The sequence below is a fragment of the Pokkaliibacter plantistimulans genome, assembly GCF_003194385.1.
Lineage (GTDB): Bacteria > Pseudomonadota > Gammaproteobacteria > Pseudomonadales > Balneatricaceae > Pokkaliibacter > Pokkaliibacter plantistimulans.
Genome location: NZ_LAPT01000098.1, coordinates 1 through 16,995 on the forward strand (window position 1 = coordinate 1; position 16,995 = coordinate 16,995).

Annotated in this window: 11 protein-coding genes; 8 read left to right on the plus strand and 3 right to left on the minus strand. The window is 59.8% G+C overall.

Features of this window, described 5'->3' with window-relative positions:
* The first annotated feature begins 125 nt into the window (after positions 1–125).
* The 4 genes from hemF to gndA all read left to right on the plus strand — a co-directional run bounded on the left by hemF (position 126) and on the right by gndA (position 5,073).
* Entirely contained in the window at positions 126–1,061 is a 936-nt protein-coding gene (gene hemF / locus WH50_RS19070; protein WP_110188890.1) for an oxygen-dependent coproporphyrinogen oxidase, read from the plus strand.
* Entirely contained in the window at positions 1,061–1,912 is an 852-nt protein-coding gene (gene aroE, locus WH50_RS19075; protein WP_110188891.1) for a shikimate dehydrogenase, read from the plus strand. The genes hemF and aroE overlap by 1 nt, the downstream gene beginning before the upstream one ends.
* Positions 1,913–1,997: 85 nt before the next feature.
* Complete coding sequence (locus WH50_RS19080; protein WP_110188892.1) at positions 1,998–3,488, plus strand: DEAD/DEAH box helicase; 1,491 nt, start codon at positions 1,998–2,000, stop codon at positions 3,486–3,488.
* Between the two features lie 178 nt (positions 3,489–3,666).
* A complete protein-coding gene (gene gndA / locus WH50_RS19085) occupies positions 3,667–5,073 on the plus strand; it encodes an NADP-dependent phosphogluconate dehydrogenase (RefSeq protein WP_104152915.1) in 1,407 nt (468 codons plus the stop codon).
* Positions 5,074–5,163: 90 nt separating this feature from the next.
* On the opposite strand, the gene WH50_RS19090 is transcribed toward gndA, so the two are convergent.
* Positions 5,164–8,256 (minus strand): PAS domain-containing protein, encoded by a 3,093-nt coding sequence (locus tag WH50_RS19090; RefSeq protein WP_165838484.1) that lies wholly within the window; start codon positions 8,254–8,256, stop codon positions 5,164–5,166.
* A 318-nt stretch (positions 8,257–8,574) separates the two neighbouring features.
* Positions 8,575–10,647 (minus strand): putative bifunctional diguanylate cyclase/phosphodiesterase, encoded by a 2,073-nt coding sequence (locus tag WH50_RS19095; protein WP_207780394.1) that lies wholly within the window; start codon positions 10,645–10,647, stop codon positions 8,575–8,577.
* A 380-nt stretch (positions 10,648–11,027) separates the two neighbouring features.
* Between WH50_RS19095 and WH50_RS19100 the strand changes: the two genes are divergently transcribed.
* Positions 11,028–11,903, plus strand: a complete 876-nt coding sequence (locus tag WH50_RS19100; RefSeq protein WP_110188895.1) for a DMT family transporter — start codon at positions 11,028–11,030, stop codon at positions 11,901–11,903.
* A gap of 91 nt (positions 11,904–11,994) precedes the next feature.
* Here the strand turns inward: WH50_RS19100 and WH50_RS19105 are convergent, their stop codons facing one another.
* The gene (locus WH50_RS19105) at positions 11,995–12,699 is read right to left on the minus strand and encodes a glutathione S-transferase family protein (protein WP_110188896.1); all 705 of its coding nucleotides are present in this window, start codon (positions 12,697–12,699) and stop codon (positions 11,995–11,997) included.
* 186 nt (positions 12,700–12,885) lie between these two features.
* Between WH50_RS19105 and WH50_RS19110 the strand changes: the two genes are divergently transcribed.
* The 3 genes from WH50_RS19110 to astD all read left to right on the plus strand — a co-directional run bounded on the left by WH50_RS19110 (position 12,886) and on the right by astD (position 16,939).
* Positions 12,886–14,139, plus strand: coding sequence for a hydrolase (locus tag WH50_RS19110; protein ID WP_110188897.1), 1,254 nt, complete (start codon positions 12,886–12,888; stop codon positions 14,137–14,139).
* 25 nt (positions 14,140–14,164) lie between these two features.
* Complete coding sequence (gene astA / locus WH50_RS19115; RefSeq protein WP_110188898.1) at positions 14,165–15,247, plus strand: arginine N-succinyltransferase; 1,083 nt, start codon at positions 14,165–14,167, stop codon at positions 15,245–15,247.
* Between the two features lie 228 nt (positions 15,248–15,475).
* On the plus strand, positions 15,476–16,939 hold the full coding sequence (astD, locus tag WH50_RS19120; RefSeq protein ID WP_110188899.1) for a succinylglutamate-semialdehyde dehydrogenase: 1,464 nt from the start codon (positions 15,476–15,478) through the stop codon (positions 16,937–16,939).
* Positions 16,940–16,995 lie beyond the last annotated feature (56 nt).

A 16,995-nucleotide genomic window follows, 5' to 3' on the forward strand; every position in this document is an offset into this window, starting at 1 on the left:
CCTAATGAGAAATCACAGCTAACCAGCCGCAATGGATGAAAATCGAGCGACAGTGCGCCTGAGCAGGTACAATAGCCGACCCTCATCCCGACAGTCCCTGTGACGACCCCTGACGGAGGAAAAACATGTCCCTGCCCGGTTCTGCATCCCTGCCTGACAGCCAGAAGGTGAAAACCTATCTGCTGAATCTGCAGCAGCGTATCTGTGATGCCCTGGAGCAGGCAGACGGTCAGGCGCAGTTTATCGAGGAAAGCTGGGAGCGGCCCGCAGGTGGTGGTGGCCGTACCCGGGTCATGTCGGGAGGACAGGTCTTTGAGAAAGGCGGGGTGAACTTCTCCCATGTGATGGGGGACAACCTGCCGCCGTCGGCTTCTGCTCACCGTCCGGAAATGGCCGGACGCAGCTTCGAGGCCATGGGCGTCTCGCTGGTGATGCATCCCGACAACCCCTACATTCCCACCTCTCATGCCAACGTACGCTTCTTTATCGCCCGCAAGCCCGATGCCGAGCCGGTATGGTGGTTTGGTGGCGGTTTTGACCTGACCCCCTACTACGGCTTCAGCGAAGACTGCGTGCACTGGCATCAGGTTGCCCGTGCCGCCTGTCAGCCGTTCGGCGAGGATATCTATCCGCGCTTCAAGCACTGGTGTGACGAGTACTTTTTCCTCAAGCACCGTAACGAGGCCCGGGGTGTCGGCGGTTTGTTCTTCGATGACTTCAATGAACTGGGTTTCGACCAGAGCTTTGCCTTCATGCAGGCGGTGGGTGATGCCTACCTGCAGGCTTACCTGCCCATCGTCGAGCGCCGTCGTGGGCTGGCCTATGCTGAACAGCAGAAGACGTTCCAGAAATTCCGCCGTGGCCGCTATGTTGAATTCAATCTGGTCTATGACCGCGGCACGCTGTTTGGCCTGCAGTCAGGTGGCCGCACTGAGTCCATCCTCATGTCGCTGCCGCCGGAAGTGAACTGGGGCTACAACTGGCAGCCTGAGCCGGACAGTGAAGAAGCACGCCTGTATACCGATTTTCTGCCCCATCGTGACTGGCTGGAGGGCCGCTGATGTCGACTGATCGTTATTTCCTGCTGGGCAACCCGGTCTCCCACAGCAAGTCACCCTTTATCCATACCACCTTTGCCGAGGCCACCGCCCAGTCATTGCAGTACGCCACGCGCCTGTGTCCGCTGGATGACTTCGCCGGACAGGTACAACAGCTGTGGCAGGAAGGTTGTCTGGGCATGAATGTCACTGTGCCTTTCAAGGAACAGGCCCCGGCGCTGTGTCAGGTACTGAGCCCCCGCGTGGCACTGGCGGGCGCCGCCAACACCCTATATCTGCGTGATGGCGAGGTGTGCTGCGACAATACCGATGGCATCGGCATGATGCAGGATATTCTGGTCAACCTGGGCTGGCAGGTCACTGCTAAGCGGGTGCTGGTACTGGGTGCTGGCGGGGCTGTACGTGGCGTATTGCAACCGCTGTTGCAGGCCCGCCCCCGTGAGGTGGTGGTGGCCAACCGCACCGCTGCCAGGGCTGAGGCGCTGGCCGATGTGTTTGCCCGGACGGCGGCTGAGCAGGACAGCCAGATTCGTGGCTGTGGTTTTACCGACGTCGGTGACCAGCCCTTTGATCTGATCATCAACGGCACCTCAGCCAGCCTGCAGGGTGAACTGCCACCGCTGCCCGCCACCGTGATCGCCTCCACCACCGCTGTCTATGACATGATGTACGGTGCTGAGCCCACCCCCTTTCTGCACTGGGCTGAACGGCTGGGTGCAGAGCGTGGTCAGGATGGCCTGGGCATGCTGGTGGAGCAGGCAGCGGAAGCCTTTGCCCTGTGGCGTGGTGTACGCCCGCAGACGGCGCCGGTGATAGAGGCGTTGCGTCAGACGTTGCTGGCGAGCAAAGCCTGACAATGTACGCACAAGGCATGCATGACCCCCGTTGTGCAGTGCCGCTGAAAAATGAATTTTTAATGATGATGTCGACAGGTATTTCATGAGCAAGAAGAAACCCACCTCCAGCGACCAGCATGGTCTGCCTCCTCTGCCGGTGGTAACGCAGGACGGTGATGAAAGCCTGTCTGCTGCGGAACTGGACAGTATTGCGCAGCTGGCCGATGACAGCGGCGAAGATGATCTGCACCTGGCCGAGCTGGGAGCGGCCCTGCCGGATGATGAACGGGCTGAGGACGCTGATGAGCAGCCGCTGGCCTTCGAGAGCTTTGATGAGCTGGATCTGGAACCGGCACTGGTGGCGGCTGTTGAACAGCTGGGCCTGACGACACCGACCGAAGTGCAGGGCATCGCCATTCCTCATGGTCTGGAAGGCGAAGACCTGCTGATCTGTGCCCACACCGGCACCGGCAAGACCCTGGCCTACTGCCTGCCGTTGCTGCAGCGACTGATGGATCAGCAGGCGCTTGATCCTCAGGCGCCACGGGCACTGGTGCTGGTACCCACTCGTGAGCTGGGTAATCAGGTACTCAAGGTGATTGCCTCACTGCTGCCCTTCGTCGAAATGCGCGCGACCCTGCTGGTGGGCGGTGTGCCCATCGGTGAACAGGTGCGTCAGCTGCAGGAATGCCCGGAAATCCTGATTGCCACCCCCGGCCGTCTGCTTGAGCTGGTGCTGCAGGGCGAAGTGGAACTGCATGCCCTGCAGGCAGTGGTGCTGGATGAAGCCGATCGCATGGTGGAAATGGGCTTCGTCAAACTGCTGGCTGAGCTGATCGAACGTATTGGCCACAAGCCGCAGACCTGGCTGTGCTCTGCCACCCTCGACAACCGTGAGCTGGAAGACTTTGCCGAAGCCGTGCTGAACGAGCCAGTGGAAGTCATTCTCAGTAGCAGTGATGCGCCCACGCACCTGCGTCAGTTTGCCCTGCAGGCGGATAACGAAGAGCACAAGCAGGCGCTGCTGCTGGCGTTGCTGAAGGACAAATCCATCAATCAGGCCGTGGTCTTCGTGGCCACCCGCAAACAGGTGGACAGCATTGCCCAGCTGGTACTGCGTCAGGGTGGGCTGTACAGCGACGGGTTGCATGGCGATCTCAATCAGGGCGGCCGCAGCGATGTGCTCAGCCGCTTCCGTCGTGGGCGTACCCGTGTGCTGGTCGCGACAGATATCGCTTCGCGCGGTCTGGATATCGACACCATTACCCACGTGATCAACTACAACCTGCCGGTAGGTGCCGATGACTACGTACATCGTATTGGCCGTGCCGGACGCGTGGCTGGCAGTGAGGGAGTGGCCTGGAGTCTGGTGGACAGTAACGACCTGCACCTGCTCGGCCGGATGGAACGCTATCAGGGCGTGGTGATCCCCTGGATCAGCCTGCCGGGTCTGGAGCCCAAGCGTAAGCTCAAGCCCAAGCCACGCAAGCCCAAAGTGAAGAAGAACGCCAAGGCGACCAAGACCGCCACGCCGGTCAAGCGTGCCAAACGCCGCCCCGGCAAGCTGAAAGCAAAGAAAACAGGCAAGAGCTGAGGGAGTGGCTCATTTCCGTCGCGGGTGTTGTGACCACGTTGCTGCCCACAGGTAGCAGCGTGTGGCACCGGCGGCTGTGCACGGTATCTGACTCGACGGTTGATACAGCATTCCCCCTTTAGCTGGCAGGCTGAGTACTCAGAGCTCGGTCAGCCGGGTGATAGATAGGAAAATTTACATGTCCAAGCAACAAATCGGTGTGATCGGTATGGCGGTGATGGGGCGCAATCTGGCCCTTAACATCGAAAGCCGGGGTTATAGCGTTTCCATCTATAACCGTTCGGCGGATAAAACCGACGAAGTGATCGCTGACAATCCCGGCAAGCAGCTGGTGCCCTACTACAGCGTTGAAGACTTCGTTGCCTCGCTGGAATCACCACGGCGCATTCTGCTGATGGTGCAGGCCGGTGAAGCCACCGACAAAACCATCGAGGCCCTCAAGCCCTATCTGGACAAGGGCGACATCCTGATCGACGGCGGTAACACCCTGTTCACCGATACCATCCGTCGTAACAAGGAACTGTCTGCCGAAGGCTTCAATTTTATCGGCACCGGCGTCTCCGGCGGTGAGGAAGGCGCTCTCAAGGGCCCGTCCATCATGCCCGGCGGACAGCAGGAAGCCTACGAACTGGTGGCGCCGATTCTGCGTGAAATCGCTGCACGAGCCGAAGACGGCGAGCCCTGTGTGGCTTACATCGGCCCTAATGGTGCCGGTCATTACGTGAAGATGGTGCATAACGGCATCGAATACGGTGACATGCAGCTGATCGCTGAAGCCTACGCGGTGCTGAAACAGTCACTGAACCTCAGCAATGCCGAACTGGCCAGCACCTTTGCTGACTGGAACCAGGGTGAACTGAGCAGCTACCTGATCGAAATCACCGCCAACATCTTCAACAAGCAGGATGAAGACGGCCAGTATCTGGTTGATGTGATCCTGGATGCTGCGGGCAACAAGGGCACCGGCAAGTGGACCAGCCAGAGCGCGCTGGATCTGGGCGAGCCGTTGAGTCTGATTACCGAGTCGGTGTTTGCGCGTTATCTGTCTGCACTGAAAGATCAGCGCGTGGCCGCATCAAAGGTGCTCAGTGGCCCGCAGGCACAGCCTGCCGGTGACAAGGCCGCATTTGTCGAGAAGGTGCGTCGTGCGCTGTATCTGGGCAAGATCGTGTCTTACGCACAGGGCTTTGCCCAGCTGCGTGCGGTCTCCGATGAGCATGACTGGTCACTGAACTACGGCGAAATTGCCCGTATCTTCCGCGCAGGCTGCATCATCCGTGCGCAGTTCCTGCAGAAGATCACCGATGCCTACCGCGACAATGCTGAGCTGGCCAACCTGCTGCTGGCGCCTTACTTCAAACAGGCCGCTGATGAATATCAGCAGGCACTGCGTGATGTGGTGGCCTATGCGGTGCAGAACGGTATCCCGGTACCGACCCTGTCTGCTGCCATTGCCTACTACGACAGTTATCGCTCAGCAGTTCTGCCCGCCAACCTGATTCAGGCGCAGCGTGACTACTTCGGTGCTCACACGTACAAGCGCATTGATAAGGAAGGGGTATTCCATACCGAGTGGCTGGAGTAACTGCGCCATTGCGCACCTGATCCTGAGCGGTGCGCACGCCTCACCTCAAGCCCGCTGCTGCGGGCTTGATGGTTTCTGGGATTACCGTTTTCAGGAACCCAGAGCCTCGACCGGCTCGCTGTGTGCCTCCACCGGAATATGCAGTTCAATGCGCGTGCCCTGCTGCAGCTGGCTGTGCAGATGCATTGAGCCACCCAGCATCAGGGCGCGCTCCTGCATACCAATCAACCCGAAAGAGCGCCGTGCACGCGGCGAGCGGGTATCAAAACCCTTGCCGTCGTCTTCAATCCGCAGCTTATAGAGTGCCCCCTGACGGCGCAGGCGGATGGACACCGTACAGGCATCTGCATGGCGGGCGATATTGGTCAGTGACTCCTGCACCACGCGGAATACCACGATGGCACGCGCCTCATCCAGCGTGACCCGGTCATCGAGCTGCAGCTTGCAGTACAGACCGCTGTCTTCGGTAAAGCGCTGAGCCAGCCATTCCAGTGCCAGGGCAATCCCCATATCGAGCACGGCCGGGCGCAGGCTGGCGGCAATGTTGCGCACTGAGCGGATGGTCTGATCGACCAGGGCAAAGGTCTGGTTGAGGTGGCTGTTGAGCGCGGGCTGCTGCATGCCGAACTCATGCCTGAGCAGGGTGAGATTCATGCGTAAGGATGTCAGCTGCTGCCCCAGCTCATCGTGCACCTCGCGGGAGATGCGTTTGCGTTCCGCTTCCAGATCTTCCTCGCGCCGGGCGGCCAGTTCTCTGAGCAGGGTCTGGGATTCATGCAGCGCCGCGGCACGCGCCTTGTGCTCGCTGATATCGCGGCCTACCACCAGCACGCTGCTGACCCGACCTTCGGCATCGCATTCCGGCACAACGCGGATGGCATGCCATACCCCTTCTGGCTGCAGATACAGTTCCAGCTGATCCGGCCGGCCACTGTGGACACAGTGCATGATGCGCTGTTCCAGCACCACAAAGGCAGTGATCCGGGGATCGAATTCGCTGGGAGTATAGCCGAGCGCTACAGTCAGGTTATCCAGTTGCAGGAAGGCAAGCAGGGCCGGGTTGAGGTAGAGAATGCGACCGTTGCAGTCGTAGCGGGCAATATAGTCCGGTGAGTTGTCGGCCAGGGCGCGCAGTTGCAGTTCGGCCTCTTTCAGGGCAGTGATATCGCGCCCCACCGCCAGTACCGAAGCCACCTGACCGTGGGTATCCAGCTCCGGGACAAAGCGGAAATCGATATAGCGCCAGGGTTCCTGGGGGGGCGAGGAAGGATGGAAAATCGTTGTCCGATATTCCTCTCCTTTGCTGAGGGCGAGCTGCAGGTGTTGCTCATAGGCGGGGTCGGCACCTTCGATGTGCCATTCCTGATAGGTCTTGCCGAGAATATCTGTACTTTGCTTGTTCAGTACGCGTGCTAGTACCGGGTTGATGTAGACACGTCGTCCTTCATGATCATAGCGAGCAATAGCATCCGGTGAGTTGTCGGCCAGCGCGCGGAACTCCTGCTCGCGCAGATGCAGCAGCTGTTCGGCCCGCCGTCGCTCAGTCACATCACGAGAGATGACGACGATGCGATAGATGACGCCGCTGCAGTTACGGATCGGTACCAGCGTGGAGTGGAATATCTGAGGGCCATCGGGTACATCCAGGGTCAGCTCTTCTTCCGTCACCAAATCGGCCTCCAGACAGCGCCGGTACATGGCGTTAATCTGCGCGGCAATCGCTTCAGGCATGAAGTCTTCCGGCGTATGGCCAATGAATTGTTCCCGTGGCAGTGACGACGTCATGCGCTCAAATGCCGGATTGACTTCGATATAGCGGAAACGCTGATCGCTGGTGACCTCCAGCAGATACAGCGCATCCTGCGAGTTATTGAACACATCGCGATGGCGTTGCTCACTTTCGCGCAGCACCTGCTCGGCATGGGAGCGGCTGATGGCGATGGCGATAAACTGACTGGCACGGTGGATCAGGGCCAGATGCTCCGGGCTGGGCAGACCCGGCTGGGCCTGATAGATGGCCAGCACGCCCAGCACCCTGCCTTCCAGACTGATAATAGGCTCCGACCAGCAGGAGCGCAGCCCGGCGGCCAGTGCCAGCTGACGGTACGGGGCAAAATACGGATGGGTGGCAATGTCTTCCACCTTGAACACCTCCCCACGCCAGGCGGCTGTGCCGCAGCTCCCCACGCCCTCGGCAATGGCGATATCGCTGATCGCTGCCTGATACTCAGCGGGCAGACTGGGCGAAGGTCCCAGCTGCAGACGCTGGTTGTTGTCGTCGGCCAGCATCACACTGGCACGCAGCTCCGGGCAGACCTGCTCAATGTAGTGCACGACCCGTTGCAGGCACTGCGTCAGAGGCGCACTTTGCGCCAGAGATTCAAAGATAGTCAGCTGCAGCTGATCGCTCAGGGCATGCTGTTGCTGCTCGGTGATGTCGTGGGCGATACCAAGGATGCGATAGATTTCCCCGGCAGGGTTGCGTACCGGCACCAGCGTCCAGCGATAGCTGCGCCGCCCGGTCCGTAGCTGCAGGCTAAACCTGCCTTCTTTGGTGATTCCTTCTGTCAGGCAGGCATGCAGCTGCTGCAGACACACCAGTGCTTCCGAAGCGGCGATAAAGTCACCCACATAGCCGCCCAGCAGCTGTTCACGATGAATACCGGTAGATAGCTCGAAGGCCTGATTGATTTCCAGATAGCGGAAACGCTGATCTTCTGTCACTTCCAGCAGAAACAGCAGATCGGAGGCATGCTCGACAATTTCCCGATGGCGTTGCTGTTCATCCCAGAGCGTAGTTGAAGTTAAGGGAAGGGCTAATTCGGGTGGCGTGGCGGCTGTAAGGGCTGGCCATTGCAGTACGCAGGCGCTGAGCCGCTGCTGCTCATCGTACAGTGCACTCAGCTGGCAGACGGTTGTCAGCTCACGGCCATCCTGCAGACGCAGTGTCAGAGACATTGACGGCAAGGCCGTCATGCCGGGGTGGCATTGTTCGAGCGCGCGTGTGAGCCGGGTGCGTGACGTCGCACTCAACAGCACATCGACGGACTGGTCAAGCAGTTGTGCCCGCTGATAACCGCTGTGGTCGCAGAAGGACTGGCTGCAGTCCATGCAGCGCCGGTTCGCAGCGATAAGCAGGCTCGCCAGTGCCTGCTGCTGAAAGAAACGCTGAAAGATATTCACAGAGGAATCACCCGTGCCGCCACCGTGGTCATTGTTCGTCTCGCCAGAATACGCCAACAGTGCATACCGCGTTGGCGTATTCTGCCACGACAGGGTCTGGCTGCCGTTGGTTGAAACGGTGTTTGTCAGTGTCGTAAATGACACTCAGGCCGAGGCGGTTTGCTCGGACCAATCTTCAGCATTGTTGATCAATTAGCGGGTTATTTGTGCCTCAGAAAGCGGACGAAAGCACCCATAAAGCCGCCAAGTTACCCGAAGAACAAGGTTATCTGGCACGTATTGAGGCAAGCCCCGGTGTCTCAATCATCGGGAGCTGCATTATCCGGCGCTGTACTGGCGCAGCAACTGCACGAAACGCTCTTCCGGCAGTGGCTTGCTGAGCAGGAAGCCCTGCACTTCGTCGCAGCGTACTTTCTGCAGATGGGCCAGCTGTTCCTCAGTTTCCACTCCTTCTGCCACCACTTTCAGCTGCAGGGCGTGGGCCAGGTTGATGATGGACTCGACGATCTCCGCCTGCCCGGGCTTGCTGGTCAGGTCAGAAATAAAGGAGCGGTCGATCTTCAGCTGTTGCATCGGCAACAGTTTCAGATGGGTCAGGCTGGAATAGCCGGTACCGAAATCATCCAGCGCTATGTGAATCCCCATCAGGTTGAGGCGCGCCAGCACTTCGATGGCCTGCAGAATATCCTGCATTTCCGCGGTCTCGGTGATTTCAAACACCAGATATGCCGGGTCCAGCTGATAGTGCTGCAGACAGTGCTCCACCTGCTCCACCAGATCCTTCTGACGCAGGCGCAGTGCGGACAGATTGATGGAGATGGGTGGCACTTGCAGGCCACGATTCAGCCAGTGGCGGATCGATTTGCAGGCGTGCTCCAGCACCCACTGGTCGAGGTCGAAAATCAGCCCGAACTTTTCTGCGATAGGAATAAAGCGTGACGGTGAAATCTGCCCCTTGCTGCTGTGATTCCAGCGCAGCAGGGCTTCGGCGCCGACCAGCTGTTGCTCGTCGGTACTGAGCTTGGGCTGGTAATACAGCTCCAGTACATCGGTGGAAATGGCTTCACGCAGCTCGGTCTGGATCTGGAACTCTTCGCTGAAGTCGGTATTCATCTGCTCCTGGAAGAACTGATAGCCATTCTTGCCACTGCTCTTAACGTGGTACATGGCGGTATCAGCATGGGCCAGCAGGCGCGAGGGTTCCACCCCGTCATCAGGACAGATGGCAATGCCCATGCTGGCGGAGATACCAAAACGATGCGGGCCGATCCCCCTGATATGCTGGATGACGCTGAGCACCTTGGAGCAGACACTGATGACCGCCTGTTCGTTCTTCAGATCATTGATCAGCAGGACGAACTCATCGCCGCCGACGCGGGCGATGGTATCGGAGGAGCGGATATTGTCGGCGACCAGCTGTGATACTTCCTTCAGCAGTGCATCCCCCACCTGATGGCCGAGGTTGTCATTGACGGCCTTGAAGCCATCCAGATCCATGTACACCAGGGCAAACTTGCTGTGCTCGCGGGTAGCTACATAGATGCTTTGCTTGATGCGGTCTTCCAGCAGCATGCGGTTGGGCAGGTTGGTCAGCGGGTCATGCAGGCTGCGATGCAGCAGCTTGGCGTTGGCTTCGCTGAGCGAATGCACCAGCTGTGAGGTACGGCTCTCCAGACGCTGGTCGAGTACCGACACCACCAGCGTGATACCGAGCAGGGCAAAGGTGGCGACGGCAATCAGCACCGCCAGCCAGGTGCTGTCCAGATCGCTGGCGGCCAGACAGAGGGCTTCGGCAGAGAAATGGGCCGCTGCCATGCCGGTGTAATGCATCCCGGCGATGGCCAGCCCCATCACCAGCGCGGCACCGAGTTTCTGCAGGGAGCCACTGAACGAGTGGACATTCCGCAGGGTAAAGCAGATCCACATTGCTGCCATCGATGCGACGAAGGCAATCAGTGCCGATGCGCCAAACAGCAAGGGGTCGTAATCGATACCCGGTTGCATGCGCATCGCTGCCATGCCGGTGTAATGCATGCCACAGATGGCAATGCCCATCATCAGTCCGGCGGCCAGCAGACGACCCCAGGACAGGGTATTCTGGCCAATGACGAACAACGCCAGCCCGGAGGCGATCACCGCCATCAGCCAGGAGAAAAAGGTGATGGTGATGTCATAACCCAGTCTGATCGGCAGGCTGAAGGCCAGCATGGCGACAAAGTGCATCGACCAGATGCCGGTCCCCATCGCCAGTGCGCCTCCCACCAGCCAGCCATAGGCCTTGCGCTCATAGGCAGACACCAGACGTCCGGCCAGATCCAGCGCGGTATAAGAGGCGAAGACGGCCACCAGTATGGAGAGAATCACCAGGCGTACATCATACTCACCCGTCATGATGTGCTAGCTCCTGTTGTACAGATTGCGAATCTGAGGCTGCGCCCTGACAACAGCGCTGCGGAACGAGGTTGTACCATTATTTGCCTGAAAGGTTGATTCAATCACTCAGTTATTATTGACCATCATTGTCACAACAGTCTGTTAAAAAATGGTTGTCAGAGAGGAAAGTGACAGGTCGCATCATGGCTGATGCCCTGTCCTCAGCGGTCGATAAGATATTCTGCGGAATCGGATTAGCCATGCTTCTGCCATGTCCGGCGGTGCCGCTGGTATGCTGTGGCGGACGTGCAGCCGATCGTGAGCACGTCCCTGTCCGAGTCATCTGCAGTCTTTAACTGTGCCTGCGCTACTGCCACCTTTTTATCAGGATTTACATCATGCCGTTGCGCGATTGGGCATTGGCCCTGCTTGCTAATACCGCCTGGGCCTTCAACTTTGTCGCGGGCAAGGAGGGGTCTGCACAGTTTGAGCCCCTGATGTTCACGGCCCTGCGCTTCAGCGTTGTGCTGTTGCTGCTGTTTCCCTTCCTCAAGATCATTCCCGGCCAGATGAGCACCATAATCAAGATCGGTGCTTTGCTGGGCGTCGGGCATTTCAGCCTGATCTTTCTCGGGATCAACATGGCCGGCGGGGTGGGCGGTGTGGCCATCGCTACCCAGCTGTACGTGCCCTTTGCCACGCTGATGGCCTGGCTGTGGCTGGGTGAATTCATGACCGTGCAACGCTGGATGGGCACCTTTCTGGCTTTTGCCGGGGTGGTGCTGGTGGGGTTTGATCCGGAAGTGCTGAAATACTGGCAGGCGCTGTTGCTGGTCAGTATTGCAGGGCTGTTTATGGCGGTAGCGACCATCTGGATGAAGCGCTTGCAGGGGGTAGGAATCTGGCAGCTGCAGGCCTGGATTGCTGCGGTCGCGACGCCCTGCCTGTGGACGCTGTCGCTGCTGTTCGAGCACCACCAGCTGCAGCTGCTGACCTCGGCGCACTGGTGGCAGTGGGCCGCACCGGTCTACTCGGCACTGGGTGCCACCCTCACCGGCCATGCCATTGTTTACTATCTGGTGCAGCGTTATCCGGTCAGCCTGACCACACCGCTGCTGATGATCTCACCGATCATGGCGATCTTTATCGGCATCCTGCTCTACGGTGAAGAACCGGGCTGGAAGCTGTGGGTCGGCGCGGCCATGACCCTCAGCGGCATCGGTGTGATCCATGCCCGGCTGCGTGGCCGCCGTCGCCCTCCTCGCCCGTCCTGATCGCGACTTATAGCGGACACTTGAACTCCTCGCCCGCTCTGGTCGTGACTTACAGCGGATACTTGAACTCCTCGCCCGCTCTGATCGTGACTTACAGCGGATACTTGAAATAGTCCCGCAGTATCCGTTCGGACCAGGCCACCAGATTGGGATAGCCCTGCAGCACCTGCTTGCTGGGAATGCCCAGAGGGTCGCGGGCGATATTGGCAATCACCCCGAAACAGCTGGCATCGTAGCGGCTGGGCCGGTCACCGAATAGGAAGGGCTTGTCGCCCAGAACGTCGCTGACACACTGCAGATCCTGCTGCAACCGGCTGCGCCGCTCCGGCATGATCAACCGTCCCACCCCATGACCCCAGCAGTCGCGTTTGACCTTGTGCTGGAACAGCGCCGCCACCAGCGGACGGATCAGCCAGGGCACGCTGGTGAAGAAGGCTTCGCGGGTGCGGGGCCAGGTCACCGGCACCAGCCAGCGCTCATACATCAGCATCCACGCCAGTGAGTAATCTGCCATCCGCGCCAGCAGATGCCCCTGCAGGCGCTGCTCTTCGCTCAGCGGTTGCAGGTGATCAGCGGCCGCCATCGGCTGCAGGGTATCGAGAATGGTTTCTGACTCAGGGATCGACTGTTCACCGAGCTGAATAAAGGGCAGTTTGCCGCGTGGCCCGCGAAAGGAGGGGGTATGACGGACTTCATAGGGAATACCGGCCATGCGCAGGAAGGTCTCCACCTTCAGGCAATAGGGGCTGGCGTTGGGTAAGCCCAGCATGGCGGGAAATTGGTGCAGTATTACCATGGTCCTTGGCGGCCTCTGTAAAAAAGCGGTTCATGCATCGGCATAAATACGTTCCGGGGCTGACCGTGGTCGCACGGCCGGCCCCCTGTTATACAGAAAATCCGGTCGCCTGTGTTATAGCTGTCGTGGGATGGGGAGAGTATAAATGCTGGATTCATTCCGTCCGCCGCCCTTGCAGGAGCTCCCATGACTCAGCCCGTCTCCGCCGACTTTTTGCCTTATTTGAACTGGATTGACGCGCAGCAGGAGGCGATGGTCGCCGATCTAATCCGGGTGGCGGAGATCAACTCCGGCAGTTACCACACCGCGGGTGTCAATCAGGTGGCGGAGACCTTTGCCGAGCTGGCCGCCGGGCTGGGTGGCGACGTCAGCTGGCACGATCTGCCACCGCAGCAGGTCGTCAATGACAAGGGTGAGCTGACCGAACGTCCGCTGGGGCGTGCACTGCAGATCAGCAAACGCCCCGAGGCGCCGTTGCGGGTCTTTCTTTGCGGCCATCTGGATACCGTATTTCCCAAGGATTCCAGCTTTCAGCAGGTACGCTGGCTGGATGACAACACCCTCAACGGCCCCGGTGTGGCTGACCTCAAAGGCGGACTGGTGCTGATGCTGCGTGCCCTGCAGGCGTTCGAGAACAGCCCCTGGGCTGAGCAGCTGGGCTGGGACATCCTGTTCAACCCTGATGAAGAGATCGGCTCGCCCGGCTCCAGTGCCCTGTTCCCTCATTTCGCCGAACGTACCCAGGTTGGCCTGCTGTACGAGCCTGCCTACGCTGACGGCAATCTGGCTGGCGAGCGCAAGGGCAGCGGCAACTTCAGTGTGGTGGTGCGAGGCCGTGCTGCCCATGCCGGGCGCGAACATCATCTGGGCCGCAACGCCATCCGTGCACTGGCCGACTTCACCAGCGCGCTGGATGACCTCAACGGTCAGCGAGCGGGGGTGACCATCAATCCCGGCTATGTCACTGGCGGTGGCCCGGTCAATATCGTCCCTGATCTGGCGGTGATGAAGTTCAACATCCGTCTGGAGAAGCCGGAAGATGAAGACTGGTGCTGGCAGCATATCCACCGTCTGCAGGCAGACATCAACAGCCGTGACGGTCTGACGCTGGAAGTGCACGGCGGCTTTGGCCGCAAACCCAAGGTGCTGTCACCGGCCAACCTGAAACTGGCGGAACTGGTGCGCGAATGCGGTCAGTCGCTGGGCCTGCAACTGGAATTCAAACCCACTGGCGGCTGCTGTGATGGCAACAATCTGGCCGCCTGTGGCTTGCCTAATATCGACACCCTTGGCATCGTCGGGGGCAAGATTCACTCCCATGAAGAATATGCCCGGGTCGATACCCTGGCCGAACGGTCCAAACTGACCGCCCTGATACTGCTGCGTCTGGCCACTGACACAGATCGCAGCTGGCTGCAGCCCTGCGCCGGGCAGTGCTGAACAGGCCGATAAGGAGCTTTTTGTTATGTATGTTGTGCGTCCCATACAGTACGCCGACCTGCCTGCGCTGGAGCAGCTGGCTTCCCAGGCACCGGTAGGCACCACCACCCTGCCCAAGGATCGCGATACCCTGAGCAGCATGATTGCCGCCAGCCGTCAGGCTTTTCAGAGCGAGGTGGAGCAGCCCGGCCCCGAGCGCTACTACTTTGTGCTGGAAGAGCATGACACCGGCACGGTCATCGGTATCTCCGGGCTGGAAGCCGCCGTGGGCATGCGGGCACCGTTCTATTCCTACCGCGAACAGGTCGTGGTGCATGCCTCCAGTGATCTGCATATCCATAACCGCATCCCGGCGCTGTACCTGTGTCAGGACTACACGGGCGCGACGCTGGTCTCGACGCTGTTTCTGGATCGCCAGCACAAGGTGCCAGCACAGCGGCAGCTGATGTCGCTGATACGTTTTCTGTTTCTGGCTGAACATCGCCAGCGCTTTGCCAAGACGGTATTTTCCGAGATTCGCGGGGTCACGGACGAACAGGGCCGCTCACCGTTCTGGGAAAGCCTTGGCCGGCATTTTTTCAGCATGGATTTCAGCCGTGCGGATCAGCTGACCTCGGTCTCCAACAAGGCCTTTATCGCCGAGCTGATGCCGCAGTATCCGGTCTATGTGCCGCTGCTCAGTGCTGAAGCGCAGGATGTGCTGGGTGTGCCGCATGATGATTCGCTGTTTGCCTACGGCCTGCTGGAAAACGAAGGCTTCGCCAATCAGGGCTACATCGACATCTTTGATGGCGGCCCCACCATTGAGTGTCAGGCGCGGATGATCCGCACCGTAGCGGAGTCCGCGCTGTATCAGGTGGTAATCGGCGACGTGAAGGATGCAAAGAATCAGGACGCATCCAGTGAAGAAGCGGGTGAGTATTTGGTGTGCAATACTCAGGTCAACGAGTTTCGTGGTATGCGGGTGGAAAGCCATGTGCTGCCAGCGACCACGGCCGGACAACCCGCCTCCCTGATGTTGAGCGCCGCCGAAGCGGCAGCGCTGCAGGTCAATAACGGGGATCGGGTCCGCGCCGTCGCCCAGCCAGCCTTCCCGCGCATTCGTTGAGACCGCAAGATACTGCACGGCTCCGCAGGCCGTGCAGTGTCAAGCCCGCCTCTCCCGCCACACCGGAACGTGTTCACGTTCTGACTCGCAGACCCGCATTTTTCCGGCATCAGTACGCCATGGCGTGCTGTGGAAACGGGGCAGACGAGCCTTTTGCTCCTCTGCCTGTCCATCCGATACAGCCTGTTAGCGACTGCCGTGCGCAGTGCACTTGATTGGGAGCATGGTATGAAGGGTAAGCACTTTATCAACGGTCAGTGGGTTGAAGGCCAGGGTCATGCGCTGGTATCGCGCAACCCCGGCAATGGCGACAGCCTGTGGCAGATTGCCACCGCCACACCTGATCAGGTCAACGCCGCCGTACTGGCTGCCCGTGCCGCCTTCCCCAGCTGGGCACTGCTCAGTTTTGAAGCCCGTGTTGCCATTGCCAATGCCTATGGTGAACTGCTGTCGCAGCACAAGGAGCGTATGGCGCAGGTCATTGCACAGGAGACCGGCAAGCCGCTGTGGGAAACCCGCACGGAAGTGCAGGCGATGATCGGCAAGATCGGCATCTCCATCAACGCCTGTCTGGAACGTACCGGCACCAAGGAATCGGCGGCCCCCGGTGGCCGGGCGGTGCTGCGTCATCGTCCCCATGGCGTGGTAGCGGTGTTTGGCCCCTACAACTTCCCCGGTCACCTGCCCAATGGCCATATCGTCCCGGCCCTGCTGGCGGGTAATACCGTGGTCTTCAAGCCCAGCGAGCAAACGCCCTGGGTGGCGGAAGAAATGTTGAAACTCTGGCAGCAGGCGGGTTTGCCTGCCGGGGTGCTGAACCTGGTGCAGGGCGAAAAGGACACCGGCATTGCCCTGTCCAACCATCCTGAGCTGGATGGTCTGTTCTTTACCGGCTCCTCCCCCACTGGTCACCTGCTGCACCGTCAGTTCGCCGGTGAGCCCGGCAAGATTCTGGCGCTGGAAATGGGCGGCAACAATCCACTGATTCTGGGTGAAACCGACAAGCTCGACGAAGCCGTGCACGAGACCATTCTGTCGGCCTACATCACCAGCGGTCAGCGCTGCACCTGTGCCCGTCGCCTGCTGGTGCCGGAAGGTGAGCGCGGTGATCGCTTCATCAGCAAGCTGCTGGCCGCCATCGGCAAGATCGAGATCGGTGCCTGGGATGCCGATGAGCAACCGTTCATGGGCAGCCTGATCAGTGAAGCGGCCGCCGACAGCATTGTCCGCGCGCAGGCAGAACTGGTCAGCCGTGGTGCCCGCGTACTGGCCGAAGTGCGTAAGCTGGAGCCCGGTACCGGTTATCTGACACCGGGCCTGATCGACTGCACCGGCATTGAGCTGCCGGACGAAGAGCATTTCGGCCCGCTGCTGAAAGTGATCCGGGTGCAGGATCTGGATCACGCCATCCGTGAAGCCAACAACACCCGTTACGGCTTGTCAGCCGGCATTCTCTGCGACAGCTATGACGAATATGAATACTTCCTGCTGCGTTCGCGCGCCGGCATTGTCAACTGGAACCGGCAGACCACCGGTGCCGCTTCCAACCAGCCCTTCGGCGGCATTGGCGCCTCCGGTAATCATCGCGCCAGCGCTTACTACGCGGCGGACTACTGTGCCTACCCGGTCGCCTCTATCGAGGTCGACAGCCTGAGTCTGCCTGCTCAGTACAGCCCCGGTCTGAAGCTGTAAAAACCTGTTCATCCTCCGCTGCGCACCGGCCTTGAAAAGACCTCTTTGGCTGTGGC

Coding starts and splice junctions, on each gene's coding strand:
- hemF (WP_110188890.1), top strand. CDS start 126: ATGTCCCTGCCCGGTTCTGCATCCCTGCCTGACAGCCAGAAGGTGAAA.
- aroE (WP_110188891.1), top strand. CDS start 1,061: ATGTCGACTGATCGTTATTTCCTGCTGGGCAACCCGGTCTCCCACAGC.
- WH50_RS19080 (WP_110188892.1), top strand. CDS start 1,998: ATGAGCAAGAAGAAACCCACCTCCAGCGACCAGCATGGTCTGCCTCCT.
- gndA (WP_104152915.1), top strand. CDS start 3,667: ATGTCCAAGCAACAAATCGGTGTGATCGGTATGGCGGTGATGGGGCGC.
- WH50_RS19095 (WP_207780394.1), bottom strand. CDS start 10,647: ATGACGGGTGAGTATGATGTACGCCTGGTGATTCTCTCCATACTGGTG.
- WH50_RS19100 (WP_110188895.1), top strand. CDS start 11,028: ATGCCGTTGCGCGATTGGGCATTGGCCCTGCTTGCTAATACCGCCTGG.
- WH50_RS19105 (WP_110188896.1), bottom strand. CDS start 12,699: ATGGTAATACTGCACCAATTTCCCGCCATGCTGGGCTTACCCAACGCC.
- WH50_RS19110 (WP_110188897.1), top strand. CDS start 12,886: ATGACTCAGCCCGTCTCCGCCGACTTTTTGCCTTATTTGAACTGGATT.
- astA (WP_110188898.1), top strand. CDS start 14,165: ATGTATGTTGTGCGTCCCATACAGTACGCCGACCTGCCTGCGCTGGAG.
- astD (WP_110188899.1), top strand. CDS start 15,476: ATGAAGGGTAAGCACTTTATCAACGGTCAGTGGGTTGAAGGCCAGGGT.